Source organism: Paenibacillus sp. BGI2013, assembly GCF_002843485.1.
GTDB lineage: Bacteria > Bacillota > Bacilli > Paenibacillales > Paenibacillaceae > Paenibacillus > Paenibacillus amylolyticus.
The window spans coordinates 424,164-450,058 of record NZ_PJFA01000001.1 but is presented as its reverse complement, the minus strand read 5'-3'; the positions used below and the strand labels follow the sequence as shown (position 1 = coordinate 450,058).

The 25,895-nt window shown below is 45.6% G+C and carries 25 protein-coding genes and 1 other RNA gene; 14 read left to right on the top strand and 12 right to left on the bottom strand.

Annotation, left to right across the window (positions count from 1 at the left end; translation table 11 throughout):
- Nucleotides 1-20 precede the first annotated feature (20 nt).
- Entirely contained in the window at nt 21-1,421 is a 1,401-nt protein-coding gene (locus tag CXK86_RS02025) for an ammonium transporter (protein ID WP_101313398.1), read from the bottom strand.
- 352 nt (nt 1,422-1,773) lie between these two features.
- Here CXK86_RS02025 and CXK86_RS02020 point away from each other — a divergent pair, with 352 nt between their 5' ends.
- Entirely contained in the window at nt 1,774-2,202 is a 429-nt protein-coding gene (locus tag CXK86_RS02020) for a MerR family transcriptional regulator (RefSeq protein ID WP_017689377.1), read from the top strand.
- A 28-nt stretch (nt 2,203-2,230) separates the two neighbouring features.
- Entirely contained in the window at nt 2,231-2,911 is a 681-nt protein-coding gene (locus tag CXK86_RS02015; RefSeq protein WP_036609646.1) for a zinc metallopeptidase, read from the top strand.
- Between the two features lie 43 nt (nt 2,912-2,954).
- Here the strand turns inward: CXK86_RS02015 and gltC are convergent, their stop codons facing one another.
- Together gltC and CXK86_RS02005 are read right to left on the bottom strand one after the other, a co-directional pair.
- A complete protein-coding gene (gene gltC / locus CXK86_RS02010) occupies nt 2,955-3,866 on the bottom strand; it encodes a glutamate biosynthesis transcriptional regulator GltC (protein WP_036609648.1) in 912 nt (303 codons plus the stop codon).
- 69 nt (nt 3,867-3,935) lie between these two features.
- Nucleotides 3,936-4,562, bottom strand: coding sequence for a rhomboid family intramembrane serine protease (locus CXK86_RS02005; RefSeq protein WP_101313397.1), 627 nt, complete (start codon nt 4,560-4,562; stop codon nt 3,936-3,938).
- 148 nt (nt 4,563-4,710) lie between these two features.
- Here CXK86_RS02005 and tpx point away from each other — a divergent pair, with 148 nt between their 5' ends.
- Entirely contained in the window at nt 4,711-5,229 is a 519-nt protein-coding gene (tpx, locus tag CXK86_RS02000; protein WP_036609653.1) for a thiol peroxidase, read from the top strand.
- 72 nt (nt 5,230-5,301) lie between these two features.
- On the opposite strand, the gene CXK86_RS01995 is transcribed toward tpx, so the two are convergent.
- From CXK86_RS01995 to cshA, 4 genes are all read right to left on the bottom strand, one after another.
- On the bottom strand, nt 5,302-5,694 hold the full coding sequence (locus tag CXK86_RS01995) for a DUF1499 domain-containing protein (protein ID WP_017689382.1): 393 nt from the start codon (nt 5,692-5,694) through the stop codon (nt 5,302-5,304).
- A 182-nt stretch (nt 5,695-5,876) separates the two neighbouring features.
- Nucleotides 5,877-6,068: non-coding RNA, 6S RNA (gene ssrS / locus CXK86_RS01990), on the bottom strand.
- 51 nt (nt 6,069-6,119) lie between these two features.
- Complete coding sequence (locus CXK86_RS01985) at nt 6,120-6,932, bottom strand: YesL family protein (RefSeq protein ID WP_101313396.1); 813 nt, start codon at nt 6,930-6,932, stop codon at nt 6,120-6,122.
- A gap of 218 nt (nt 6,933-7,150) precedes the next feature.
- The gene (cshA, locus tag CXK86_RS01980; protein WP_036609657.1) at nt 7,151-8,752 is read right to left on the bottom strand and encodes a degradosome RNA helicase CshA; all 1,602 of its coding nucleotides are present in this window, start codon (nt 8,750-8,752) and stop codon (nt 7,151-7,153) included.
- 305 nt (nt 8,753-9,057) lie between these two features.
- Between cshA and CXK86_RS01975 the strand changes: the two genes are divergently transcribed.
- The 4 genes from CXK86_RS01975 (at nt 9,058) to CXK86_RS01960 (ending at nt 13,144) form a co-directional block, all read left to right on the top strand.
- On the top strand, nt 9,058-9,879 hold the full coding sequence (locus CXK86_RS01975) for a YitT family protein (RefSeq protein ID WP_036609659.1): 822 nt from the start codon (nt 9,058-9,060) through the stop codon (nt 9,877-9,879).
- Nucleotides 9,880-10,053: 174 nt separating this feature from the next.
- Nucleotides 10,054-10,242 (top strand): hypothetical protein, encoded by a 189-nt coding sequence (locus CXK86_RS01970; RefSeq protein WP_029880762.1) that lies wholly within the window; start codon nt 10,054-10,056, stop codon nt 10,240-10,242.
- Nucleotides 10,243-10,405: 163 nt separating this feature from the next.
- Nucleotides 10,406-11,587, top strand: coding sequence for a putative glycoside hydrolase (locus CXK86_RS01965; RefSeq protein ID WP_036609661.1), 1,182 nt, complete (start codon nt 10,406-10,408; stop codon nt 11,585-11,587).
- 204 nt (nt 11,588-11,791) lie between these two features.
- Entirely contained in the window at nt 11,792-13,144 is a 1,353-nt protein-coding gene (locus CXK86_RS01960) for an MATE family efflux transporter (RefSeq protein ID WP_101313477.1), read from the top strand.
- 82 nt (nt 13,145-13,226) lie between these two features.
- Here CXK86_RS01960 and pfkA read toward each other — a convergent pair whose 3' ends face one another.
- Both pfkA and CXK86_RS01950 read right to left on the bottom strand, forming a co-directional pair.
- Entirely contained in the window at nt 13,227-14,198 is a 972-nt protein-coding gene (gene pfkA / locus CXK86_RS01955) for a 6-phosphofructokinase (RefSeq protein WP_036609663.1), read from the bottom strand.
- A 53-nt stretch (nt 14,199-14,251) separates the two neighbouring features.
- Nucleotides 14,252-15,331, bottom strand: coding sequence for a tetraprenyl-beta-curcumene synthase family protein (locus CXK86_RS01950; RefSeq protein WP_180361712.1), 1,080 nt, complete (start codon nt 15,329-15,331; stop codon nt 14,252-14,254).
- A gap of 179 nt (nt 15,332-15,510) precedes the next feature.
- Here CXK86_RS01950 and CXK86_RS01945 point away from each other — a divergent pair, with 179 nt between their 5' ends.
- Both CXK86_RS01945 and CXK86_RS01940 read left to right on the top strand, forming a co-directional pair.
- Nucleotides 15,511-16,875: a polysaccharide biosynthesis protein gene (locus tag CXK86_RS01945; RefSeq protein WP_257467751.1), complete on the top strand. Its 1,365-nt coding sequence runs from the start codon at nt 15,511-15,513 to the stop codon at nt 16,873-16,875.
- 40 nt (nt 16,876-16,915) lie between these two features.
- Entirely contained in the window at nt 16,916-18,088 is a 1,173-nt protein-coding gene (locus CXK86_RS01940; protein ID WP_036670134.1) for an MFS transporter, read from the top strand.
- 155 nt (nt 18,089-18,243) lie between these two features.
- On the opposite strand, the gene CXK86_RS01935 is transcribed toward CXK86_RS01940, so the two are convergent.
- Nucleotides 18,244-18,441 (bottom strand): cold shock domain-containing protein, encoded by a 198-nt coding sequence (locus CXK86_RS01935; protein WP_017689394.1) that lies wholly within the window; start codon nt 18,439-18,441, stop codon nt 18,244-18,246.
- A gap of 162 nt (nt 18,442-18,603) precedes the next feature.
- Between CXK86_RS01935 and CXK86_RS01930 the strand changes: the two genes are divergently transcribed.
- The 5 genes from CXK86_RS01930 to CXK86_RS01910 all read left to right on the top strand — a co-directional run bounded on the left by CXK86_RS01930 (nt 18,604) and on the right by CXK86_RS01910 (nt 22,697).
- Nucleotides 18,604-18,837 (top strand): hypothetical protein, encoded by a 234-nt coding sequence (locus tag CXK86_RS01930; protein ID WP_017689395.1) that lies wholly within the window; start codon nt 18,604-18,606, stop codon nt 18,835-18,837.
- Nucleotides 18,838-18,840: 3 nt separating this feature from the next.
- Nucleotides 18,841-19,026: a hypothetical protein gene (locus CXK86_RS01925; RefSeq protein ID WP_036609669.1), complete on the top strand. Its 186-nt coding sequence runs from the start codon at nt 18,841-18,843 to the stop codon at nt 19,024-19,026.
- 213 nt (nt 19,027-19,239) lie between these two features.
- Nucleotides 19,240-21,030 (top strand): oligoendopeptidase F, encoded by a 1,791-nt coding sequence (pepF, locus tag CXK86_RS01920; protein WP_036609671.1) that lies wholly within the window; start codon nt 19,240-19,242, stop codon nt 21,028-21,030.
- Nucleotides 21,031-21,162: 132 nt separating this feature from the next.
- Nucleotides 21,163-21,543 (top strand): LapA family protein, encoded by a 381-nt coding sequence (locus CXK86_RS01915; RefSeq protein ID WP_076318419.1) that lies wholly within the window; start codon nt 21,163-21,165, stop codon nt 21,541-21,543.
- 113 nt (nt 21,544-21,656) lie between these two features.
- Entirely contained in the window at nt 21,657-22,697 is a 1,041-nt protein-coding gene (locus CXK86_RS01910) for a M42 family metallopeptidase (protein WP_101313395.1), read from the top strand.
- A gap of 122 nt (nt 22,698-22,819) precedes the next feature.
- Here CXK86_RS01910 and CXK86_RS01905 read toward each other — a convergent pair whose 3' ends face one another.
- Both CXK86_RS01905 and CXK86_RS01900 read right to left on the bottom strand, forming a co-directional pair.
- On the bottom strand, nt 22,820-23,758 hold the full coding sequence (locus CXK86_RS01905) for a hypothetical protein (RefSeq protein WP_101313394.1): 939 nt from the start codon (nt 23,756-23,758) through the stop codon (nt 22,820-22,822).
- A gap of 161 nt (nt 23,759-23,919) precedes the next feature.
- Nucleotides 23,920-25,851, bottom strand: a complete 1,932-nt coding sequence (locus tag CXK86_RS01900) for an ABC-F family ATP-binding cassette domain-containing protein (RefSeq protein ID WP_076249907.1) — start codon at nt 25,849-25,851, stop codon at nt 23,920-23,922.
- Nucleotides 25,852-25,895: the final 44 nt, after the last annotated feature.

Genomic DNA, 25,895 nt, shown 5'->3' with positions numbered 1-25,895 from the left:
ATGATTCAGCATCATTCACCTCAGGAGCTGAACGTACCACCATTGGATTTAGAATCTACATTTTTCATTTGTTCAGGGTATCCGTAAGTACCGTGCTCACTGATATCTAGACCCATTGTTTCTTCTTCTTCAGTAACACGGATGCCCATGATCACTTTCATACCGCCCAGAATAATGAAGGACATTACCAGTACGAAGGCAAAAGCACCTACCAGACCGAGAAGCTGTACGCCCAATTGGTGGAATCCACCGCCATAGAACAGACCCGCTTGACCTACACCCGCATGCTCAGCAAGTTCTGGTGTAGCGAACAAACCTGTGGAGATTGCTCCCCACATACCAGCAACACCGTGTACGGAGAAAGCGTAGATTGGATCGTCAATTCCTTTACGATCGAAGTACTGTGCCGTGAAGAATGTGATAACACCAGCCAAAGCACCGATAACCAAAGCTGCCCAAGGTTCAACGAAGGCACAAGCACCTGTAATTGCAACGAGTGCCGCAAGCACACCGTTCAACATGCTAGGAATATCGGACTTGCCAAGAACTGCCCAAGAAATCAACAGTGCAGCAACACCACCAGCTGCAGCAGCTACGTTAGTAGTTAATGCAACATAACCAAAGAATCCGTCATCCAAGGCAGTTAACGTACTACCTGGGTTGAAACCGAACCAACCGATCCAGAGGATAATAACCCCGAGTACGGAATACACTTGGTTGTGACCTGGAATGATGTTAGGTTTGCCGTCTTTGTTGTATTTACCAATACGTGGTTTCAACAAGATCGTCGCTACCAATGCTGCAGTCGCGCCAGTCAAGTGAACAACCGTCGATCCTGCAAAGTCTTGCATACCCAGCTCAGCCAACCAGCCGCCGCCCCATACCCAGTGAGCAACAACCGGATACATGATAATGGTATAAAGTGTACCGAATACAATATATACGCTCATTTTTGCACGTTCAGCCATACCACCGCAGGCAATGGCCAGAGATACCGCCGCAAAAGCGAGGTGGAAAACGAATTTAACAGTCAGTGGAACATCGGAGAAAGCCAGTGATTCGAAGGAAGCAGCCATCTTGTCACCGCTCAGGAAGAATCCTGTTGTTCCAAAGAAGCTGTTACCATTACCGAAACCAAGACCGAAACCCAAAGCCCAGAAGGCAATAACTGAAATTCCCAATGTCAGGATGGTCTTACCCGCAATGTGTCCTGCATTCTTCATTCGTGTTGAACCCGCTTCAAGTAAAGCAAATCCCCCTTGCATCAAGAACACGAGTACAACAGCCAGAAACGTAAAGGCTGAGTTCAAACCACTTTGAAGTTCAATGTTAGTCGGACCCTCCGCAGCCGCAAATGCGCTAACCGGAAAAGCGAACAAAGTAAGCATTACTAACATGGAAACCAACCATTTCTTTCTCATATACCCCACTCCCTCTTATGTTAAGTTTCTTCACATAACGTGAAACTCTTAATGTCATTATAAGCAGAAGAGAGGAAAGTTGACAAGAGTATTTTCATCAAAATTGAAAATTATTTCTGGGAATAAAGTCTTACGTCTTTTTCTTGCACTTAAGTACATAATCACATTCTATGAGTACATTGATATAGAAATGCAGTATGCTGATTGCCAAAGCATAACGTTTGACTGTACGGTTAAAGATCATGTATCATACTTATTAGTAAGAAAAATTGGGCGTAGTCTAGAAATTCACAAGTGGAAACTACAATTCCCTACATTTGAACTTGCAAGCGAGGTGAATATCATTGGGGATATGAAACTTTTTCGGATTGGCGAACTCGCCAAGACCGCTGGTGTTAGTGAACGGACGATTGATTATTACACAAAGCTTGGACTAATCGCTCCCGAAGAACGTACACAAAAAAATTATCGTCTCTATAGTAATGAAACTTTAACGAGGCTTGAACGTATTGTACAGATGAAACAAGAGAAGTATAGTCTCGACGAGATTAAACAATCTCTTGAGAAGTGGCGTCTGGTTAGTACAGAAGAACAAGTTGCCAGCAAATTGACAACATTGGAACTTCACGTACAACAACTTGAGCGAGAGGTTAACGAACTCAAACCGCTACTTGGAGAGATGAAACCTGTACAAGCACGTAAAATGATGGCAGGACTCCTCACCAAAAGTGCCGGTACAATGGAGGCACTAAAAATCTTGCTTGAGAACACCATGATGTAGCTTATTCTTAGAAAGCGGAGGAATGAATATGAGTTTTAATAACGGTATGTTCGTATTGATCATTATCGCCTTTTTGCTCTCTTTATGGGCGCAATTTCGCGTTAAAGGTACGTTTAGACGTTGGTCGGAGGTACCGAACCAGAACGGAATGACTGGTTACGATGCCGCTCGCCAGATGCTTGATGCTAACGGCCTGCATGATGTTCCAATTGAACCTGTACGTGGTACACTCTCTGATCACTATGATCCGATCAATCGGGTTGTACGTTTATCAGAACCAGTATATTACGAAAACTCAATCTCAGCTGTTTCGGTAGCGTGTCACGAAGTTGGCCACGCCATTCAGCATAAAGAAAGTTATCCGATGCTGGCACTGCGTCACCGGATCTTCCCAATTGTGAACTTTGCATCCGGATTAGCTCCATTCCTGTTAATTGCAGGATTCATCTTCAATGCCATGAACCTTGTAGGTATCGGTATCATCTTCTTCTCCGTAACTGTAGCATTCCAACTCATCACTTTACCGGTTGAGTTCAATGCAAGTAATCGCGCTAGAGAGATTATGGTATCCGAAGGGTACATCCGTAATGAAGAAGAAAAAGGTGTTGCAAAAGTTCTGAATGCCGCAGCCTTGACTTACGTTGCTGCAGCGTTGATTTCACTGCTTGAGTTGATTCGTTACATCGGAATCTTCAACAGCCGCGATTAATTGGATACTTAATACAACAAAAACAAAAAACAATACCCCACCGTTAATCGGATGGGGTATTGTTTTGTTGTAAACCGAAATAATCAAGCAAGAATGAACGAAAGGACTGAGCAACCAGCGGCAGTTTATCATGCGCACGATGAATTAACCCGATAGTTCGCGTTACTTTTGGATGGGAGATAGCCACATGTGCCGGTTGCAACGGATTCGTCTGGAATAACGCCATCTCAGGCAACAGACTGACCCCCATGCCCGCAGCGACCAATCCGCGGATGGTGTCGGTCTCTTCCCCTTCAAAAGCGATCTTGGGTGTAAAACCAGCTTCCAGACAGGCATGCCATACAATAGGTCGAAGAGAATAACCTTTGCTAAACAATACAAATTTATCATCCTTGAGCTGTTCAAGCGCAATTGTCTCTTCACCAGCTAACGGGTGATTAGGAGGAAGGATCGCATGTAATTCTTCCGTGAGTACAATATCGCCATCTACTTGATCATGCTTTTCTGGAAAAGGAGAAATGAATGCCAAGTCTACCTCTCCGGATAACACATCACGAATCAGCGTAGGGAACATCCCCTGCTTGAATCTGAATTTCACGTTGGGGTAGCGCTGACGGAAAGCAGCCACCACGGAAGGAATGAGATGAATCCCCAGGCTATGCGGAAACCCAATTCGAATCTCTCCATGCTCCGGGTCCAGAAACTCATGAACTTCCCCAACTGCCTTGTCCAAATCTTTTAATATACCTTCAATTCGTTTGCAAAAAAGCTGCCCCACTGCAGTCAACTGCAGGTTTCGTCCCTTTTGCATAAAAAGGTCCACGCCCAGTTCTTCTTCCAGCTGATGAATCTGACGACTCACCGCCGACTGTGCCACATGCAACTCTTCAGCAGCCTGTGTTACATGTTCCTTCTGTGCCACTTTCAAAAAGTAATGCAACTGTCTTAATTCCACTCGCCTGATCGCTCCAATCTGTTATACACTACTTATCCTTGACTGTATTCCATCTTGAGAACGTTCTGACTACCGCTTTAAGCTGCGGGGTTTCCACAATCTGATCAACAGTCCGTAAATAAAGAATCCACCCAACAATCCGCCAAGGTGAGCCATCCAATTGATGCCTGACATGGCGAAGGAGAATATGATCCCGAACAAAAGCAATGTGTACATCGTTTTGCGCGAAGCCTCGTCCATCATCGTTCGCTGGAACAGCGCTACATACAGGAATGCACCATAGACGGCATAGATCGCTCCTGAAGCACCTACCGAGATGGTAATACTCCCAACCGAGTTGTACCACGCAACAGCAAGAATATTACCCAATACACCACCACCCAGGTACAATACACCATACCTTACCGACCCGAGCAAACGCTCCATCGGTGGAGCAAATACAATTAACGCAAAGCTGTTAAACAATAAATGACCGAAGCCCGCATGCAGGAACACGGATGTAATGTAACGCCACCATTCATGCGCGAACAGTTCATGATTCGTAAGTGCCCCAAATTTCAGCAACACCATATTGTTCGTTGATCCACCGTTCACCGTTAACACAATAAACATGACTACATTGGCAATTAAAAAAAGCGACGTCAAAGGGAAATACTTCAAATAACCTTTCCAGTTCTCATAGCGAATAAATATCATAAATTTCTTCTTTCACTCCACCCTGTTCAGATCGGACTCACATCTCTGATCCATCGTAATGGTACATGCCCGAATTGGACAATGCCTTTCATAAAAGATTATAATGGATTTTGGCACGGATCACCAATTTATAAGGAGGAACATTATTATGACACAAGAACGTACAGGCGCAGCCACATTTAAAGGCAACCCTATTACATTGATCGGACCCGAACTGAAAGTGGGCGATCAAGCACCTGATTTTACACTGAGCAAGAACCTGGTTGAGGACGCTTCCCTGAAAGACTTCGCAGGCAAAATCAAATTAATCAGCGTTGTTCCTTCCCTGGATACTGGCGTATGCGATGCGCAAACTCGTCGTTTCAACGTGGAAGCTGGAGAACTCGGAGACAATGTTGTTGTCTTGACAGTCAGTGTTGACCTTCCGTTTGCTCAGGCTCGTTGGTGTGGAGCAGCTGGTGTTGACCGCGTAGTTACATTGTCAGACTACAAAACACGTTCTTTCGGTGAAGACTACGGCGTTCTGATCAAAGAATTCCAACTCGACATGCGCTCCATTTTTGTTTTGGATGCCGAAGACCGGATTACATATGTGGAGTATTTGCCTGAAATGACAGACTCCCCTAACTTCGAACAAGCGATTGCTGCTGTAAAAGCTTTGCTGTAGAAGTTATCATACGTTCAGAACAAAAGCGAGGAAGGTTAACCTTCACTCGCTTTTTGTTATTTATCATCTATTTCAATCATTTGCTTTATACTTGCTTAGCTTTTTATCCAGTACAGAGAATAAGTTCATAATCGTGCGATAATTGGAACCCAAGTCTCCAAGTGAACCACGTGAAGCTGAATACATATCCACCGCACTGCGAACAGGACTTACTGAGATAATGGAAACTGTAATATCCATCGTCCGTCCAAAGGTAGTCCGCTTCTCCAGAATAACTTCTCCAACAGAAGGCACTTCATGTAGCACTTTATAACCCGGAATCTTTTTGAGTGTCGAAGAGACCTCTTCCCAGGCTCTGTCTTTGGATAAGTTATAATACCGTGTTTTTAATTTGGGATCCTTGGCTCGATCGCTGGTCCCCTCCATGCTGCGGATGATACCGACGAGCGTTCTCTTTAAGGTCAAGACCCTTCCTCCTTTGATTGTAACCGTTCCATTTATGTATCTTAGTGTAACATTGTTCAAGTAGTAACAAAAGGGCAAGCATCATATTTATCATAAAACCAATCAAAAACATTCATCACAACTTAAAAACACCCTGAAATTCCTTTTGTAGAGGAAAAGTCAGGGTGCTGTACATGAAGATTTAGGAACCCGCCTATGCCGTCCGGCTACATTGTCTTATGAACCTGCTTGGCAGGTGGGTGACCGCAAAAATGCTTTTTGAAGTCCCTATGTCGTATAGACAGGGCTTTTCAGCAACATTCTGTGTTGATCTCCCGAAGACATCATCATTGGTTCAAAACAACGAATAACCGAAACGTACATCGCAGGATGTACAATTATTATATCCCTAACTGTGTAAAAAGTAAATGGCGATTCATCATGTTTTATTTTTGCAATGTAATGTTTTTGTCGTCGGATGACTCAGGTGTTTCACCATTCTCTGCTGATTGTTCAGCCAGCGCAGCAGCTTCCTCTTCTTCCTTCTTGAGTTGCATCTTCTCCATCTGCTCCTGCATCTTGTTGAAGGTTGCGTAGAAGTTAAAGAAAGCAAACCAGGCAATGATGCTGATAATGAAGAAAACAAACAAGACCGGATAACGGAAACCGATGTAGAACAGCAATCCACTTCCCAGCAATGTGGAAAATACACGGAATGGTCTGATCAGCGTAAGCAATACCGCGTTTTTGATAATGAGTCCGATGGACATATGATAATGTACAACCATCGAGAAGAAGTTAAAGAGTGATACAAATAACAAGAGAAGCAGTACTAACATGATGATTCCCACGAGCTGCATATTGCGGAACTGAGTCATGTACACTGTATAATCCAGATACATAATCGCGAATAGCAGTGTGTAAAAAATACCCCCAATTAAACTTTGCTTGTAGTTTTCCTTGTAACCTACAAAGAAAGTACGGAAGATCGGTACATCCGTATCGCCCATATTCCATTTACGAACAACCGTAAACAGCGCCGAAGTCGCCGGGAACAGTGTAAGCGGTGCCACAATAGCTATAGCCCAGTTCATTTGCAATGATTCGTTTGCGAGGTTCTGCTGCATCACGAGCAGTTTCATAATCAAGAAAAACAAGAACGGAGACGAACAAATAGCCCACAACAGATTGGTTGCGGCCAGTCTCGTAATCCACTCTGTAAGCCGGTAGATCCCACCCATAGCTCCTTTAAATTCCAAACATTTCTCCTCCTCTGCAGCCTTGCGAATTACCTGAAGTCTAATATTAATATACCTTATTATAGATAGGAAAAGCCAGTACTTCCCGAAAAGAGATCGTCATTGTCCTTAGCTAGCGCTTCTGGCCGCTTATGATAGTAAAATAAAATGATGCAGTCACTTTGAAAATAAAAAAATGGAGCAGTTGCCCGCTCCATTTTTCAGATCATACGTTTAAATTACTCGAAAGAAGAATCTTTCGCTGGACGACGTCCTTCGTTACTGCTTGGACGCGGTTTGCGGTCACGGTTGTAACCACCTTCTCTGCTTCCACCGCCAGTGCCAGTGCTGCTGCCGCTGTTACGATCACGGTTGTAACCGCCACGTCCGCCGCCACTGCTGTTGCGATCGCGGTTGTAACCACCACCACTGCCGCCGCTACCACTTGTGCGGTTACCGCTGTAACCCGATGGTTTACGTCCGCCAGAGCGAACATCCGGTTTACGACGTTTTGCACGGATTGGATCTTCAGGAGTCAGGTCAACTTGAGCATCTTTCTTGTCACCTGTCAGGAGCTTCAGTGCAGCCGACAACAGTTGAACAGAATCATATTGCTCAAGCATTTGAATCGCAATACCTTTGTATTCGTTCAGTTCGCCTGATTGTACGATTTCCAGCAAGCGCTCTGCTGTCAAACGTTGTTTACCTTCAACCGCTTCTGCCATTGTTGGCAGTGGTTTACGTGGAATACGGTGACGTGTTACACGCTCGATGAAGTGCAAGTGATCAATCTCACGCGGTGTAACGAAGGACCAAGCAGCACCCTCTTTACCCGCACGACCTGTACGACCGATACGGTGAACATAGCTCTCCGGATCTTGCGGAAGGTCAAAGTTAACAACGTGAGTTACGCCAGATACGTCGAGACCACGTGCAGCCACGTCTGTTGCAACGAGTACGTCAATGCTGCCGTCACGGAACTTACGCATTACCGCATCACGTTGATTCTGGGACAAGTCACCATGAAGACCGTCTGCAGAATATCCACGTTTTTGCAAAGCTTCAGCCAATTCGTCAACACGACGTTTTGTACGTCCGAATACGATCGCCAGTTCAGGAGATTCCATATCCAACAAACGGCTCAATGCTTCGAATTTTTGACGCTCAGGTACTTCGATATAGGATTGGTCAATCAATGGTGCACTAACATGTTTCGGAATCACAGAAATGTGTTCAGGATTGTTCAAGAATTGTTGAGCCAATTTTTGAATGTTAGGAGGCATTGTTGCTGAGAACAGCATAGTTTGGCGCTCGTCTGGAACTTGTTTCAGGATGGATTGGATATCCTCCATGAAACCCATGTCGAGCATTTCATCTGCTTCATCCAGTACAACAGTTTGTACATCATCTAGTTTGATTGTTTTGCGGTTGATGTGGTCAAGGAGACGTCCAGGTGTACCAATGATGATCTGTGGTTTTCTTTTCAGTGCACGGATTTGACGCACGATATCTTGTCCGCCGTAGATTGGCAGGGAGCGAAGACCTTTGAAGCGAGTAAGTTTTTCGATCTCTTCAGCAACTTGAATTGCAAGTTCACGTGTAGGTGCCATAATAAGGGCGCGGATTTTCTCGTCACTTTTTGAGATTTTGCTGATCAACGGAATACCGAATGCAGCTGTTTTACCCGTACCTGTTTGAGCTTGACCAATCAAATCTCTGCCTTCGAGTGCCAAAGGAATCGCTTTGGATTGGATCGGTGTTGCTTCTTCAAACCCGAGCTCAGTGATGGCTTGCAGCACCAGTGGTTCAAGATTGAAATCTGTAAAGTTTAAATTTGTCAAAATTATTCATGCTCCTTTTATATGGTGGACATGGTGGACAATCCACTTTGTTGTCTGTATTCTTAAGTAGCGTTAATATTTATAGGGTATCCCAACGGGACGAATTATTTTCACTAACGAATATAATTCCATGAATGGGTCCCCAACATAAGACTAAAACTACATACATGTGTTTGAAACATTTCAAAATTTTATTGCTCCATTTAGGAAAAGTTTCCTACTCAAGAATATCCACAAATTATTATATCACAAAACAATTCAAGATTACCAGCAATCTGGTTTTAAATATAAATGAGGTGATTAAATTGCCCAAAATAATTTGGCACTCTTTAGTGATCATTTTGGGTGCTGCAGCTATTGCCTGCGGCTTCAACTGGTTTTTGGTCCCCCATCAGCTTTTAAGCGGCGGGGTGTCCGGTATTTCAATGCTTCTGGGTTATTTTACAACGTTGAATCTTAGTATAATGTATTTTGTTCTTAACATTCCCCTGCTCATTGCAGGTTGGTTTATTCTTGGACGACGCTTCATTACATTAAGTATTCTTTCGGTAGCAGCCACTTCCTGGTTCATTGCGCTTCTGCCTGTTTTTGCTGTGGCTACAGACCCTTTACTTAGTTCTGTATTTGGCGGTGTGCTTATTGGAATGGGTACTGGCGTTTCCTTCCGAGTCGGCGGCTCCACAGGAGGACTCGACATTGTTGGGTCCATTTTCACGCGTAAACGAGACTTTCCGATTGGTACAGTGATGGCCGGTATGAACGGTACGATCATTATGCTTGCAGGATACCTGAGTGACAATTGGAATACAGCCTTGGCCTCGATGGTATCCATCTACATTACAGGCAAAGTGCTTGATCTGATCCATATCAGTCACGTCAAAGTAACACTGTACATTATTACAAACGAAACCGAAGCCATGTTAAAAAAATTACTTGTTCGGCCTCGTGGAGTTACCAAAATTAAGACTCAGGGAGCCTACACGGATATTGAGAAGGACATGCTCATGACCGTTACCACCCGCTACGAGTTGGTTGAAATTAAACGTATTATCAAGGATACAGATCCAAACGCTTTTGTTAACATTGTGGAAACGGTTGGTGTTATGGGTTCATTTCGCAGAAGTTGAGACACCTGTACGGTTAACAATTCACAACATTGTGGTATAATAACGGTGTACGGCTCCTAAATATGTTGTATAGCAGGTTCAACCCTTCAATTTCACAGGCCATATGCTTTCCCGAATCGCGCCGAATGACTTACCATTTTGGAATTCGAGTAGGAAAGGGTGATTATTGTGGATATGGAAACGGTAAAACTGTTTGAGATTGTCAACAGATGGTGCCCGGAAATGCTCCCTTTCTTGAAACCGAATGAACTCGACTCACTGATTGTCCTCCGGGATGGGCTGGGCATCCTGGAACAGGGAGACGCAATGGAAATCATTCAGTACAGTATTTGTGAGCATCAAAATGAGATTTACATTCAATAATTTTTTTCAGATTGATCACGCCGCTTCTTGCAGGGGATTTCCTCAGCAGGAAGCGGTTTTCATTTTTTCCATGTGTTTCATTACTTGATTAATATGGTTAAAAGCCCAGAGGCTTTAATGTATAATTCATACATGGAATGCACACATAAGGGAGTGGAAATGAATGAACATGTTTTGGGCTTTAATGGCTATGGCCTTTGGAAGCTTTGGTGGTGCCCCCGCAGTGGCGGACCAGGGAACCCCTCAATTCCAATCGTTAACCAACAGTTTTAACACCGCAATTATCCAATCTCAAAAAGATCAGGTTGTTATTGATGCCGATAACCCACCTGCCAAAATTGATCCTCAACCTGATGCACCTGTGGTCAAAGGTATTTATGTAACGGCCTACAGCGCAGGCGGCGCACGTATGAAAGAACTTCTGGAACTGACAGACAGTACAGAACTGAATGCCATGGTCATTGATATCAAAGACGATCTCGGATACATAACTTATCCCACAGAAAACAAAGCGCTTCAGAAAATGGGTAAATCGCAACCTTTTATTCGGGATATCGATGCCTTGATGAAACGATTGCAAAAACATGAGGTCTACCCGATTGCACGTGTCGTTGTATTCAAAGATACGATTCTTGCCAAGAAAAATCCGGAGCTCTCCTTCCGTAACAAGGATGGATCTGTATGGGCAAATGGCAAAGGCGACAGCTTTGTGAATCCGTACAGCAAGGAAGTATGGGACTATAACATTGAGATTGCCAAGGAAGCAGCCAAGCTTGGATTTAAAGAGATTCAATTTGACTACGTTCGTTTCCCGGAAGGTTTCGAAACTCGAGCCGATGTACTGAAATATACCAAATCTGACAAGTCACGAGTGGATGTTGTGGCTGAATTCGTGCAATATGCACGCAAGGAGTTGGCACCGCTAGGTGTTCGGGTATCGGTTGATATTTTTGGTTATGCCGCTTCTGTACCTGCGGCTGAAGGCATTGGACAGGATTTTGTTAAAATATCCGAAAATGTGGACGTCATCTCACCGATGGTATACCCTAGTCACTATTCTACTGGCTGGTATGGGGTCAAGGACCCTGACAAAGATCCTTACACAACCATCAAGGGTTCAATGGAAGATACACACAAGAAACTAGACCCTACCAAAGAACTCAAACCCGTCATTCGTCCGTGGATCCAGGACTTCACAGCAAGCTGGCTGGGCAGTGGACACTATGTCAAGTATGGCAAGAAACAAGTGGAAGACCAGATTAGAGCAATGAAAGACATGGATGTACATGAATATCTGCTCTGGAATGCGTCCAACCGTTATACATCAGGTGTACAATATAAGTAATCCGCACTCTTTCATACTTCTCATTTCATCCAACCTCGTTCTGCTTGAAGCGGAGCGAGGTTTTTTGGTGTTCATTTTTCTCTGTACACCCCTACTCTGCTTCTGTCCCTATTCAAATTGAACAAAATCCACTACAATAAATAGCTGTCCAGATATGACACTTGGATGACATCTCTTTAGAATAGCGAGGCACTGCCAGTGAACATGAACACAACAAGTTTTTCCCAAAAAGTGAAGCAATTCCTGATTATATTTTTGCCCATATTTACCACTCAAATCGCCCTCTCTGCCATGTCGTTCTTCGACACCAATATGTCAGGCAAGTTTTCTCCGGCCGACCTTGCAGGCGTCGCAATCGGCACAAGTCTATGGATGCCAGTTCAAACTGGACTAAGCGGGATTCTGATCGGTATTACACCTGTCGTTTCCCATCTGTTAGGTTCCAAACGTAATGATCAGATCGGGTATAACGTCATCCAGGCGTTGTATCTCGGGATCGCAGTCAGTCTCGTCGTTATCGGAGCCGGGGCGTTGTTACTTGGCCCTATACTGAACGGAATGCCTCTGGAGCCCCGGGTTGCCCAAGTTGCCTTCTATTTTTTGTGCGCACTTGCTTTTGGCATTATTCCGCTCTTCGGATATACAGTGCTGCGCAGCTTCATGGATGCACTTGGCCAGACAAGGACTACGATGTTCATTACGTTGGTCTCCCTGCCCGTTAACATCATACTGAATTATCTGCTGATATTCGGCCGCTGGGGTTTCCCCCAATTGGGTGGTGTTGGTGCCGGTGTGGCTACAGCATGTACATACTGGCTGATCTTTCTTATTAGTCTCTTTTTTGTCCATCGGGTCGAACCATTTGCCCAGTACGGCATTTTCCGTCAGTGGACGCGTGTTTCCTTGGCCAAGTGGAAAGAGTTACTCAAAATCGGGGTACCCATCGGATTTGCGACTTTTTTCGAAACGTCCATCTTCGCTGCTGTGACTTTAATGATGAGCCGTTTCGATACCACAACAATTGCTGCCCACCAGGCGGCGCTGAATTTCGCTTCTACGCTCTACATGTTACCTGTGAGCATATGTATGGCTCTTACCATCCTTGTGGGCTTCGAGGCAGGTGCCGGGCGTCTGAGAGACGCCAAACAATACAGCCTGCTCGGAATAGGTGGGGCCATTGGGCTATCACTGCTGACAGCGATCGTGTTGATTGTGTTCGGCGAACAGATTGCAGGCGTGTATTCAAACGATCGAGAGGTCATTGCACTTACGCAGCATTTCCTCATCTACGCCATTTTCTTTCAGATCTCGGATGCGATTGCTACACCGACCCAAGGAGCATTACGTGGCTACAAAGATGTTAATCCGGCACTGATCATTACGTTCATAGCGTATTGGATTATTGGTCTGCCTGTAGGTTACCTAACAGCTACGTATACTTCACTCGGTGCCTTCGGATACTGGATTGGACTCATTGCCGGCCTTGCTGTAGGAGCAACAGCGCTTCTCTGGAGACTCTTCCTGGTACAAAAACAAGCCGCACTCCGCAAGGCGTAACATTGATATACTCACTCCGTGAAACAACAAAAAGAGCACAATCACGTTAAAACGGGATTGTGCTCTTTGCGTATGAATCGAATTATTGGGACAAACGTTGTGCAAGCTCGTAAGTCACCATATCGAAATCTTTTTTTGTGTTAACCACTTTATCAATATCCGTCAGGGTAAGTTCACCCTTGATAATGCCACAACCTTTGTCTGTCTCGCCTGCGATCAGACTGCGAACAGCGAAGTCGCCAAGACGGCTTGCCAGGTTACGGTCGAAAGGTGTTGGCGTACCCCCACGCTGAATGTGGCCCAGAACGGTTACACGCGGCTCATACGTTGGGCAACGTTCCATCAGTTCTTTTGCTACATCTTCACCCTTGCCCACGCCCTCAGCAACGATAATAATACTGTGACGTTTGCCGTGTGCAAAGTTAGCTTTCATCCGATCTGCTACTTCGTCCATGTCAAACGGAACTTCTGGGACAAGAATCGTTTCAGCACCCGAAGCAAGTCCGGCATGCAGAGCGATATCTCCACAGTGACGACCCATAACTTCAACGATGGAAGAACGTTCGTGTGAAGACATCGTATCACGCAATTTGTTTACTGCATCAACTACTATGCTTACAGCTGTATCAAATCCGATGGTATAGTCGGTGAATGAAACATCGTTATCAATCGTTCCTGGCAGACCCATGGTGTTAATGCCCAGCTTGCTGAGTTTGTTTGCTCCGTTGTAGGAACCATCCCCACCGATAACAACCAGACCGTCAATGCCACGCGCACGCAGAATGTCCGCACCTTTTTGCTGACCTTCAGCGGTATAGAACTCCTTGCAACGTGCCGATTGAAGAACCGTTCCCCCACGTTGGATGATATCTCCTACACTCCGCAAATCCATTGGGAAAATGTCATTATTCAAAAGACCCTGGTATCCACGTTGAACTCCAAATACTTCGAGACCGTGAAACAGTCCGCTGCGAACAACCGCACGAACAGCCGCGTTCATCCCCTGTGAATCACCACCGCTCGTTAATACTGCGATTTTCTTTACTGCTGTCATGATGTTTCTTCCTCCTCTAGTTTCACTTCAGGCTCCGCAATATCACACCTGACTTACATATTTTTCCGTATCCAGCGACTGAAAATGAAGAAAAATATTCTTGTGATCGGACTATTTTTCAGCAGACGTTTGGATACAACGCGAACTTCCTGTTGTTCGCTGACTTTGGGATCAGACAGGTAAATGGCAATCAGTCCTTCGATGATCATCCGGTGAAAGGAGCTTCCCGGAATCTTCTGTACATCGCTGCGTGCCATCTCCACAATAAAAGCAATTCGGTCCAGCATTGTCTCCACATTCTCATAATAGTTGCAGAAGTTGAGATCTCCCCCGATGCGGTCCTCATCCTGATCAATTAAATAATCGAGCATAATGTGCAATGCGCATACATGTGGGAAATAGGCCGTGTGGATCGAGGCCGCTTGCTCTTCAGTCAACTGATCGTCACTCGCAGCCAGAAACAGCATGAAAACGCCCAGTGTAGAGCCAGTTGCAGCAGCAAATTCGTTCCAACGAAACTGAGGTGTGCGATGACGATGCTCCGACCACCATTCGAGCAGTGCCGTTTCTCTCAGTTCCGGCTTGATATGCTTATATACCTGCAGGTCCGTGTATAGGCCTGCCAGATCCTGAATTTGGGGCTTGGCGGACGTATAGCCTGGTAACTGACGGGTCAGTTCCTGACATGTGGTCACCAGATTCCGCAGATATCCACCGTCATCCTGCTCCTTACGGAGGGCATAATAATTGACGGGAATTGCTTCGGGATCTACCGCATCAAGCATGGATTGATGGAGAAGACGAAAGTCATCCGGGTCCATCGACGTGCTGCGGTCGCACAGATTGTCCAAATAATCACTAATAGTTTGATATGAAACGATCAGCGGAATCAGAATGTGTCTGTTTGGCAAATCAGCTAATGCGTAGACGGTTCCGCCTTCACAGTGAAACTGTTTATCCTTCAGACTGGCAAGTGCCTGTGTACGCAATTCCTCATTCGGAATCGCCTCAGCTTGAGCACGCCATCCATTCAGTGCCTTCCGTGTTTCCGGAATGGTGTATTTGTACACCCCTCTCATCAATGCCAGCGGTCCACGCGGATATTGATGACGTTTTCGATTTGATTGGCTCAAAATAAATGTGCCTCCACTTGGTTGAATACGTATTAGAGCGATTTTTAACCATTCCTATTATAATATGATCCCCTTAATTGTACAAATGATCTGCCGTATATTCCGCATAAAAAATCGCATCCGCGCCCAAAGCTTTGTGATATACTAGGCATATTTCATCCATCAAAGGAGTCGTTGACATGTCGTCCAAAGGAGTCGTTGACATGTCGTCAAGTGAATCACTTTCGTGGAGACGGTTATTTTCTTTTTTTGTGCCACTTGGCATTTCCGCCTCTCTCGTCACCATTTCTCACGTCATTATAAACAGTACATTAGCACGTTCCGCTCATCCCGAGACGGTTATTGCCAGCTATGCCATCGCCGGTAGCTTGTTAACCCTCACGGAACGCCCCTCCACCCTGCTGCGGCAAACCTGTTCCGCACTGGTTCGCGATCGCCTTTCCTTTCAGGCCCTCACGTTTGTGACCAAAATATTTCTTGCCTGTGTGCTTCTCATTGGGTTTCTTATCGTATACTCTCCCGTTGGTACCGGGGTGTTCAAATACTTGTTTGGTGTAAGTCCGGATCTGCTGAACAAAGTCATCGACGTATATGAAATTCTCATGTATGTAAGTATCTTTTCAGTGATCCGCAACATCTATCAGGGGATCATCATTACGAATAACCGCACCAAGTGGTTAACCATCGGGATGGTATTCCGTTTAGCCGGAATGTACGGCCTATCCCTCTATTTCATATACACAGACAGCATTGACAGTGGACGTGTAGGCGCTATCATTTTTGCTACTGGCATGATGATTGAAGCGCTTGTCAGCTTTCTGGAGGGTAACAGCATCAAGCGCAAGATGCCAGCCAAGCTTGAGGATCATCCCGTCGAGAGCAAGGGAGACGTATTTCGCTTTTATAAGCCGCTTCTGTTATCCAGCTTTGTAGCGCTGTTCATAGGACCGGTTATTAACATCGTACTTGGCAAAACGACCGGGATCGCACTAGCCATTTCATCCTTTGCCATAGCAAGCAGTCTGATGCAGTTGATGCTAAGCTTCTTTACATACATCCATCAGATCGTGCTGAATTTCTACCTTGTGGACGCCAAATTGGTACGAAAATTTGCACTTGTCACCGGATTTATTCCGTTTGCGATGATGGTGTCGATTGCCTATACCCCCTTGGGACCATGGGTACTCGAAAATGTCATGAGCGTTCAGGGCGAACTTTTGCAACAAAGTCTGTGGACACTGCGTGCGTTCGTCTTATTTCCACTGATCTTCCCTTTTCTGGATTTCAGTAATGGCCTCATTCTGCTTCGCGGTCAGACAAAAACGATGTTTCGTTCGCAAACGGCGAATGCAATCTGCACGGTAATTGTGCTGCTTATACTGGTTAGTATTTTTCCTGCGTGGAACGGCATGATTGGCGCTGTTGCCCAATCCCTTGGCCTGCTCGCCGAGCTCATCATTGTCTGGCTTGTCATCCGGCGCACGAAGCAAGAACCTACGATGTCCGTGCCGAAAGCCCGTAAATCAACATCCCTGAAAGGGTAATAAAATCATTGAATTGTTATCAGGATTGGAGTCTCTCATCATGAAATTAAGTCACAACGCCCGCCCGGATCAGAACTGGCTTCGGGCTCTCATGTTCACCATCTTTGGTTCCACCGTCCTGGTGGTATCCTACTTCCAGCTTTACTTCAGTCATCTGGGTTTCAGTCGGGCTGAGATTGGATATCTCTACGGAATTGGCCCCCTCATCTCTGTGTTCTCCAATATGTTCTGGAGCATGGCCAGCGACCGCTACCAAACGGTACGCAAAGTGATGATCATTCTGCTTGGTGGTCAATTGATCACAGGGATCATGCTCGCCAATGCAACAACTTTCGGTCAGGTATTTGTACTCGTGACCCTGTTTTACTTTTTCTATTATCCGGTCTATCCACTCTCCGATACGATGGCTATTACAACGGCCAGCAAGTACGGCCGAAATTTCACTTCCATTCGAGTCTTCGGCTCGATCGGTTATGCCTTCTTTGCATTAAGTATCGGGTATTTCCTTGGATCTTTTGGTCCAGCATGGACGATTTGGGTCTGCGTTGGTCTTGCTGCAACTACACTATTGATCAGTTTTCAATTGAAGGATCAACCTTCGGGAAGCAGTAGCAAAATGGATCTATCGGGGTTATGGGCTATTTTGAAACGCAGAGATGTGCTCACCTTTTTTGGCTGTGTATTTTTGCTTGCCATGGGACATCGCATGAACGAAGCATTTCTTACCATCACGCTAAAAGATCTGGGTGCCAGCGAGGGGCTGATCGGCTGGTCTTTGCTGATCTCTTCCGTAAGTGAAATCCCCATATTTCTATTGCTCAGCAAGTATGGAAACCGTTATAAAGAACTGCCGCTAATTGCTTTTGCTGCACTGATGTATACGGTTCGTTTGCTTCTCATGTCTGTCTCCGATACACCTGCAGCTGTTGTTGCGATTCAGACGATGCACAGTGTTACCTTTGGTATTTTCTACGTTACGGCGGTCCGCTACATCATTCGCCTAGTTCCGGACGGCTACAGAGCTACAGGTATGGCTTTGTTCACCATTGTCTGGTCCAGTGCTTCGGGACTTCTTAGTGGAACGTTGGGCGGACTGCTGCTGGAACATGCAGGCAGACAAACCTTCTATCTCACCGCTATGGCTTTCTCCCTGGCTGCACTAATCGGTTTCGGATTGAAGTTATGGTCCAGCATGACCAATCGTGTCTCCTGAACACACAGGAAAACTTACATCGTATTCAACCGTTATTTACACTGAAAATTTTAGAATCAAAAAAAGCACAGCCTCCCATGGGGGACTGTGCTTAGGTTCTTAATATTCAGCTATAAATTTATAATATATAAGAAGTCCGTTAACCGGATAAATTCTTACAGTTTGTTTACGTTAGCTGCTTGAGGACCACGGTTTCCATCAGTGATTTCGAATTCTACCGCTTGACCTTCTTCCAATGTTTTGAAGCCATCTCCTTGGATTGCGGAGAAATGTACGAATACGTCCTCGCCGCCTTCAACTGAAATAAAGCCATAGCCTTTTTCTGCGTTAAACCATTTAACTGTACCTTTCAAATGAAAAACCTCCTAAAAATATCGCCATCTATGGCGAATACCCTTATTATACTGTATGGGCTTCCATTTTGCAATTTATCTTTCCATAAATGTCGAAAAAATTTGCTTTGAATCGTAGGGTACGGTATCATTTTACCAAAACCGTTAGTTTGGAGACTACCTATGATAAAAAAACATGAAATATACAAAACAGACAAGTGGAATATGATGACCGTAGAAGTTCAAGGCAAATATCTCGTACTGCGAGAAATTTCGGAAGAGTGGGGCGAAGAATGCCATACATTCCTTAGCCGTCCTGCATTAATGCACTGGGCTGAACGCCGTTTTCCAAAAGCAGATTTTGAGAACCGTGAGGATGAATGGCGTCAATTGATGGCTGCCTTCAAAGGGGTCTAACCCATGCAGCTTGACTCAAGCAATGTCGTCATCTTTATTATCCTTGCCTTCTCCCTTGGTATTGTGCTTATTCTGGGACGCAATTCCATCCCGGATCGATTAAGACGGGGAATGGCGCTTATTGCTACCCTGCTCATTTGTTTCGCCTTTTTCCTGATCGTTTATTTTCTGTATAACATGGGAGCCTAATCACGGGGACCCAGATGCTCAAATATTTCAACGTGCCTAAGGTCATACTATACGAGATTATTCGTATCGTAAGGAGGAAGGCCGTTGAAATACCAGAAATCGCTATCTGTTATCCTGGTACTTAGTCTGATTCCTTCGTCTCTCTCCGCACAGGCAAGCGAGACGAAGGCAGCTTCGTCCATACATTCATCAGATCATCAAAGGGGGATTTCCATGAGTCAATTATTGAAACGTTCCGAGGTGCCGGCTGAACATAGCTGGAAACTGGAAGATTTATTTGCCGATCAGAAAGCCTGGGATCAAGAATATGAAGAAGTATCGTCTTTGACCAAGAAGGCCTCCGAATTCCAAGGCAAACTGAATCAACCTGATGTACTCAAATCTTGCTTCGAATTCGAAGATGAGATCAGCCTCAAAATAGAACGCCTATTTGTGTACGCACGTATGCATCAAGATGAAGACACAGCGAATCCTACATATCAAAACCTGTCCCAAAAAGCCCAGAAATTAGGCGTACGGGTTGGTGAAGCACTTTCTTTTGTCACACCGGAGATTCTTTCCCTGCCGGATGATCAGTTGGACGCATTTATTGCGAACGAAAAACTTTCTGCTTATACATTTACGCTGGAAGAGATGAAACGCGAAAAAGCCCACGTTCTTAGCCAAGCAGAAGAGGCTTTGCTTGCACAGGTAGGCAACCTTTCACAAGCACCACAGACAATCTTCAGCATGCTGAATAACGCCGATCTCAAGTTCCCAAGAATCAAGGATGAACATGGTAACGAAGTTGAGCTGACACACGGCAGCTACATTCAGTTCCTGGAGAACCCTAACCGTGAAGTTCGCGAACGTGCCTTCAAAGCGGTATACGAAACGTATGCCAAACAGAAGAACACAATTGCGGCTGCCTTGAATGCAAATGTAACCAAAAATATGTTCTATGCTAATGTTCGGAAGTACCCTTCCGTGATGGAAATGTCCCTATATGGAGATAACATCCCAACGGATGTGTATACCAATCTGGTAGACACCATTCACGAGAGCCTTCCGTTATTGCATCGTTATATGGACCTGCGCAAAAAGTTGCTGGGTGTGGATCAATTGCACATGTACGATCTGTTCGCTCCACTCGTAGACGAATACAAAATGGATATTACCTATGAGGAAGCGAAACAAACGGTTAAAGACGGTCTGAAACCACTCGGCAAGGACTATGCTGACGCATTGCAGACTGGATATGATAACCGCTGGATCGATATATATGAGAATGAAAATAAACGTTCAGGCGCATATGCCTGGGGCGCTTACGGCACTCACCCGTATGTCTTGTTGAATCACAAAGATAACCTGAACAGCATGTTCACACTCGCACATGAAATGGGTCACGCTCTGCATTCACATTACTCGGATACAACACTTCCGTATCGTGATGCACAGTACACCATCTTCCTGGCAGAGGTTGCATCTACAACCAACGAAGCGTTGCTCATGGATTATCTGCTTAACAAATCAACAGATCCAAAGGAAAAATTGTATCTGTTAACCTATTATGCCGACCAATTCCGTACAACGGTATTCCGTCAGACCATGTTTGCTGAATTCGAGAAAATCATTCATGAACGTGCGGAACAAGGTGATGCATTAACACCACAATTGTTATCCGAGATCTATTATGATCTGAACGTTAAATATCACGGAGAAGGCATGGCAGTTGACAAAGAAATTGAAATGGAATGGGCTCGTATTCCCCACTTCTATAACAGCTTCTACGTTTACAAATATGCTACAGGCTTCTCCGCAGCAACAAGCTTTTCCAAGCAAATCCTGGAAGAAGGCCAACCGGCTGTTGACCGTTATCTTGGCTTCCTGAAGAGTGGTGGCAGTGATTACTCCATCAACATTCTGAAAAAAGCAGGTGTGGATATGTCTACACCACAGCCAATTCGTGAAGCTATGAGTGTCTTCAAGGAACTGATTGAACAGATGGAGCAACTAACCAAATAAGGTTGTCTTTCCATGTGACCTGCATCCCTTGCCCGTTTGGGCAGGGGATTTTATCATCATTGCAAGATGCAACATACCCGAATATGGGTAATGCATATCTAGTTCTCAATTGTTCAACAAGGAGGCAACACCATGAAAATGCAATGGGCACTCATAGCAGGTCTTGTTTTTGCACTGCTCACGGGAATCTTTGCGGTTATTAATGTGGATTCCGTACAAGTCAACCTGTTATTTAACACGGTACAAATCCCGCTGATCTTGCTGATTCTCGGCTGTACCCTGATCGGTGGAATTATTGTAGGGTCATATGGCATCTATCGCCAATACAGACTGCAACGCGAGAACAAGCAATTGAAATTGCGTGTAACTGAATTGGAAAGTTCCGCGACAAACAAATCTACGTTGGATTCTTTCAAATCGATGGATTCGCTTGACTCAAATGAATCCGACAGCCTATTGGAGAATGATTCGATCCAGAGTCAGCGCAAAGGAAACCCTACGGGAACACTGTAACCAATCAGAGACAGCCTGCTGGCGAGTCAGGAATGGTAGTATCACATTCTCTCCCCCAGACAGGCTGTATTTTGTTTCACACCATACCCATGATCCGAGGAGGAAATTACACAATGAGTTTTACAATTGATGAATCATACGTTCTGTCTTTCCTGAAAAAATTGTTGGATACACCAAGCCCAAGTGGTTACACACATCATATTATCGAGATGATCCGGAAGGAAGCAGCAGCACTGGGCATCGCTTGTGAGCTGAATAACAAGGGCGGTGCGGTGCTTACATTGCCCGGACAGGACTCTTCCAAGACAATCGCTTTAAGCGCTCACGTGGATACGCTAGGGGCCATGGTACGCTCGGTTACATCCTACGGCACATTGAAGCTTACTTCTGTCGGTGGATTTTCCATGCAAAGTATCGAAAACGAATATTGCAGCATCCATACTCGAGATGGAAGAACATACACGGGCACCATTCTCTCCCTTCATCCGTCTGTCCACGTCTATCCGGATGCACGTACCTTTGAACGGTCCGAGAGCCATATGGAAGTTCGAATCGATGAGGTCGTCTCCTCCAAGGAAGATGTGTTGAAACTCGGGATCTCTGTCGGCGACTTTATCTCCTTTGATGCTCGCGCAGTCATCACGCCGAGTGGTTATATCAAATCACGTCATCTGGACGACAAAGCCAGCGTGGCTGCCCTCTTTGGCATCCTTGAGTCTGCACATCGTGAAGGCTGGAAACCATTACATAACGTCTCTCTGCTTATCTCGAACTATGAAGAAGTTGGACATGGCGCATCATATATCCCTGCGGAAATCAGTGAAATGATCGCTGTAGACATGGGAGCTATGGGTGATGACCTGAGCTGTAAAGAAACCGACGTTTCCATATGTGCCAAAGATTCTTCTGGCCCGTATGACTATGATATGACTAGCCGTCTCATTGAACTGGCCAAACAAGATGGAATGGATTACGTCGTGGACATTTATCCCCACTATGGCTCAGATGGCAGTGCAGCATTGCGCGGAGGAAACAATATCCGAGCAGCACTGATCGGTCCAGGGGTTCACGCGTCTCATTCCATGGAGCGTACACATAAGGATGCTGTCCTGAATACGGCACGATTGCTCGCAGCCTACATTACAACCAAGTAAAACAGAATCATTTTTCTACGAAATCACCATGGATGACATCCATATGTCTCGTCTAACCAACAAGGCCCCTTCCAAGCACAGCAATTCGTTGTGCTTGGAAGGGGCCTTTGTTGTCATATCTCTTAATCTGCCTGTTCCACATATGCATGATACTTACGATCCAATATCTCTAACTCTGCCTTATGGTCACGCATTTCATTTCTTAACACATGCATGGTCTTCCGAACCGCACTCAGTCCATCCTTCACCTGACGTTCGGCTTTGCGAATTTTGTCTTGAACCATCCAGTCCACGAAGAGGTTATCGAAGAAATAGTCTGCGAATGAAAGCAGACCTCCCAGATGCAGATCGGCGTGTACTGCCATCTCTACATCCTCCAGTTCCTTCTGAAAACGTCGTAGACGCTTACCTGCATCCATGATGGCGACCTGAGCGTCATCCATTCGTCCTCGCTTGATATGTGTGGAGATCACTCCACCACCCATCATGTCATATACACCCCAATTACCTGCCGAAGACAAAGCCTTCTCGGCACGTTCAAGAGCATAGAGCAGGTATTCTCCCTCCCGGAAAGCTTCATCCAGTTCCTGAAGCTCACTCGCCAGATGTTCCCGATTCTCAGCCATGTGTTGCAATTCCGCATCCTGGTCCAGCAGACGACCTTCCTTCTTCCCCCACAGCGCGTTGTAGTCGCTCTGCCAGTACTGATACTGCCGCCCGCCCTCCAACTCCTGCTCCACATGAATTCGTTGCTCCTGTACGTCTTGTAACATGCGACAAGCGGTGTCGTATGCAGCCTTGCTCTCCATCAGTTCCAGCTCTTCTTTCTCCAGACGCTCTGTTTTCTTGCCTATCAGTTGATAGAAAAATGCCGACAATGTCATACTGTTCAGTCGATCAACGTCCTTCTGCTCCTTCTGGAGATGCTCCAGACGACGTTTCACCTTTGCTTCCCATTCGCTTTCCTCCGTTTGAAGCTTCTCCAGACGTTTGGTCCATTTCTCGTAAATTCTCCCCTTTTCCTTGAGCACTGCCAATTGTTCATTAATTTCCTTATACATAAGTGTGGTGTTCTCTCCCTTCTATGGAATTCTTTACTTATAAAACGTTATGAACATACAGAACGTTTCACTTTAATGCGCAAATTTGCAGACAAAAAACGCCCTCTCCTCCTATGCGACATAAAGTCACTGTAGAAGAAAGGGCGATGTTTAGTTATAAATCAAGACTTGCTCTGTTCAATCTGCTCTGCAAGTTCATTCAGAACGGTCCAGCGTTCCATCAATTCATCCAGATGACGTTCAGCCTCAACCTGCTCCGCCATCAACTCCTGCAGACGGGCAGAATCACTAAACGACTCTTCCATCTCTTTGTTAATCCGGACAAGATTGGCTTCAGCCTTCTCAATATTTTCATCAATCTGGTCGTATTCACGTTGCTCCTTGAAGCTGAATTTCAACTTCGGTTTAGCCGCTGACACAGCAGGAGTCGTTTTCTCCGATGACTGCTTCACCTTCGCCGCTCCTGTGTCACTCTCTTGAGTAACTCCGGGTGCATTTTTCAGCATCCATTCCGCATATTCACTGTAGTCGCCGACGTGTACACGTACAGCACCGTTGCCCTCAAAAGACAATACTTTATCCACAGTACGATCAAGGAAATAGCGATCATGGGATACGACAAAGACAACACCGGGGAAATCATCCAGGTAGTCTTCCAGTACAGCGAGTGTCTGGATGTCCAGATCATTCGTCGGCTCATCCAGCAGCAATACATTCGGAGCAGCCATCAGCACACGCAGCAGATACAGACGACGCTTCTCTCCACCAGAAAGACGGGAGATTGGCGTCCACTGGGATGCCGGAGTAAACAGGAACCGCTCCAGCATCTGGGATGCTGTAATCAGAGAGCCATCAGCTGTTTTCACATTCTCGGCCACTTCCTTGATGTACTCAATCACACGAAGAGATTCGTCCATCTCCTGATGTTCCTGTGTGAAATAACCCAGATTGACCGTAGGACCAACGTCAACCACACCTGCATCAGGTTCCAGCTTGCCAGATATCATCTGAAGCAACGTGGACTTACCACTACCGTTCGGTCCGACAATCCCTACCCGATCTCCAGGTACGGCAATATAACTCAGATCTTCGATCAGCGTGCGGCCACCCACGGATTTGGAAAGATGCTCGATCTCCAGAATCTTTTTACCCAAACGAGTGGAGCCAACGGATACTTCCAATGAACCCGAGCGCTGGACTCCTTGTTGGTCTTTGAGTTGTTCGAAGCGATCAATTCTCGCTTTTTGTTTTGTCGTCCGTGCCTTGGCACCACGACGAATCCATGCGAGCTCTGTCCGAAGCAAGTTCTTGCGTTTCTGTTCGGAAGAAGCTTCCCGTTCTTCGCGCTCCGCTTTCAGTTCCAGGAAACGTGTATAGTTCGCTTCGTATCGGAACAAACGTCCATGATCCAATTCCAGCATGACATTCGCCACACGATCCAGGAAATACCGATCATGCGTAATCATAAGCAGTGCGCCGCGGCGCTTCTGCAAGTACTGCTCCAACCAAACGACCGAATCGTTATCAATATGGTTCGTCGGCTCATCCAGAATGAGCAGTTCACAAGGATGAATCAGCGCAGCAGCAAGTGCTACCCTTTTGCGTTGTCCACCAGACAATGTGCCCATCAGTGCATCGAATTGACGAATACCCAATTTGGACAAAATGCTCTTCGCTTCACTCTCCATCTGCCAGAGCTGAAGCTGCTCCATTTGCTGATTCAAACGTAATAATCGCTCTTGCAACGCTGGATCGGACGAATTCAGTTCCAATAATTCCATCGTTTCCGTATATTCACGCACGGTTTTCATTTCCATGCTGTCACCTTCGAATACTTGTTGCAGTACCGTATTATCCGGATTGATATCCGGATTTTGCGCCAGGAACTGAATACGTACGTCATTACCGATGGAGATCTGTCCCGCATCTGCGGGTTCCATACCCGATATCACACGCAAAAACGTGGATTTACCGGTTCCATTTACCCCAACGACACCAATCTTGTCCTGATCAGCCATACCAAATGAAGCATCCTTGAACAATATTTTTTCACCATAACTTTTTGCAATTTGTTCTACCGTCATTATGTTCATTGCTCGTACCCACTTCTCTGTGAATTAAAATTCAATATTACGTA

What these genes read in the sequence shown, in the direction of transcription:
- CXK86_RS02025 (WP_101313398.1), bottom strand. Translation starts at nt 1,421, where the DNA reads ATGAGAAAGAAATGGTTGGTTTCCATGTTAGTAATGCTTACTTTGTTC.
- CXK86_RS02020 (WP_017689377.1), top strand. Translation starts at nt 1,774, where the DNA reads ATGAAACTTTTTCGGATTGGCGAACTCGCCAAGACCGCTGGTGTTAGT.
- CXK86_RS02015 (WP_036609646.1), top strand. Translation starts at nt 2,231, where the DNA reads ATGAGTTTTAATAACGGTATGTTCGTATTGATCATTATCGCCTTTTTG.
- CXK86_RS02005 (WP_101313397.1), bottom strand. Translation starts at nt 4,562, where the DNA reads ATGATATTTATTCGCTATGAGAACTGGAAAGGTTATTTGAAGTATTTC.
- tpx (WP_036609653.1), top strand. Translation starts at nt 4,711, where the DNA reads ATGACACAAGAACGTACAGGCGCAGCCACATTTAAAGGCAACCCTATT.
- CXK86_RS01970 (WP_029880762.1), top strand. Translation starts at nt 10,054, where the DNA reads ATGGAAACGGTAAAACTGTTTGAGATTGTCAACAGATGGTGCCCGGAA.
- CXK86_RS01965 (WP_036609661.1), top strand. Translation starts at nt 10,406, where the DNA reads ATGAACATGTTTTGGGCTTTAATGGCTATGGCCTTTGGAAGCTTTGGT.
- CXK86_RS01960 (WP_101313477.1), top strand. Translation starts at nt 11,792, where the DNA reads ATGAACACAACAAGTTTTTCCCAAAAAGTGAAGCAATTCCTGATTATA.
- pfkA (WP_036609663.1), bottom strand. Translation starts at nt 14,198, where the DNA reads ATGACAGCAGTAAAGAAAATCGCAGTATTAACGAGCGGTGGTGATTCA.
- CXK86_RS01945 (WP_257467751.1), top strand. Translation starts at nt 15,511, where the DNA reads ATGTCGTCCAAAGGAGTCGTTGACATGTCGTCAAGTGAATCACTTTCG.
- CXK86_RS01940 (WP_036670134.1), top strand. Translation starts at nt 16,916, where the DNA reads ATGAAATTAAGTCACAACGCCCGCCCGGATCAGAACTGGCTTCGGGCT.
- CXK86_RS01930 (WP_017689395.1), top strand. Translation starts at nt 18,604, where the DNA reads ATGATAAAAAAACATGAAATATACAAAACAGACAAGTGGAATATGATG.
- CXK86_RS01925 (WP_036609669.1), top strand. Translation starts at nt 18,841, where the DNA reads ATGCAGCTTGACTCAAGCAATGTCGTCATCTTTATTATCCTTGCCTTC.
- pepF (WP_036609671.1), top strand. Translation starts at nt 19,240, where the DNA reads ATGAGTCAATTATTGAAACGTTCCGAGGTGCCGGCTGAACATAGCTGG.
- CXK86_RS01915 (WP_076318419.1), top strand. Translation starts at nt 21,163, where the DNA reads ATGAAAATGCAATGGGCACTCATAGCAGGTCTTGTTTTTGCACTGCTC.
- CXK86_RS01910 (WP_101313395.1), top strand. Translation starts at nt 21,657, where the DNA reads ATGAGTTTTACAATTGATGAATCATACGTTCTGTCTTTCCTGAAAAAA.
- CXK86_RS01905 (WP_101313394.1), bottom strand. Translation starts at nt 23,758, where the DNA reads ATGTATAAGGAAATTAATGAACAATTGGCAGTGCTCAAGGAAAAGGGG.
- CXK86_RS01900 (WP_076249907.1), bottom strand. Translation starts at nt 25,851, where the DNA reads ATGAACATAATGACGGTAGAACAAATTGCAAAAAGTTATGGTGAAAAA.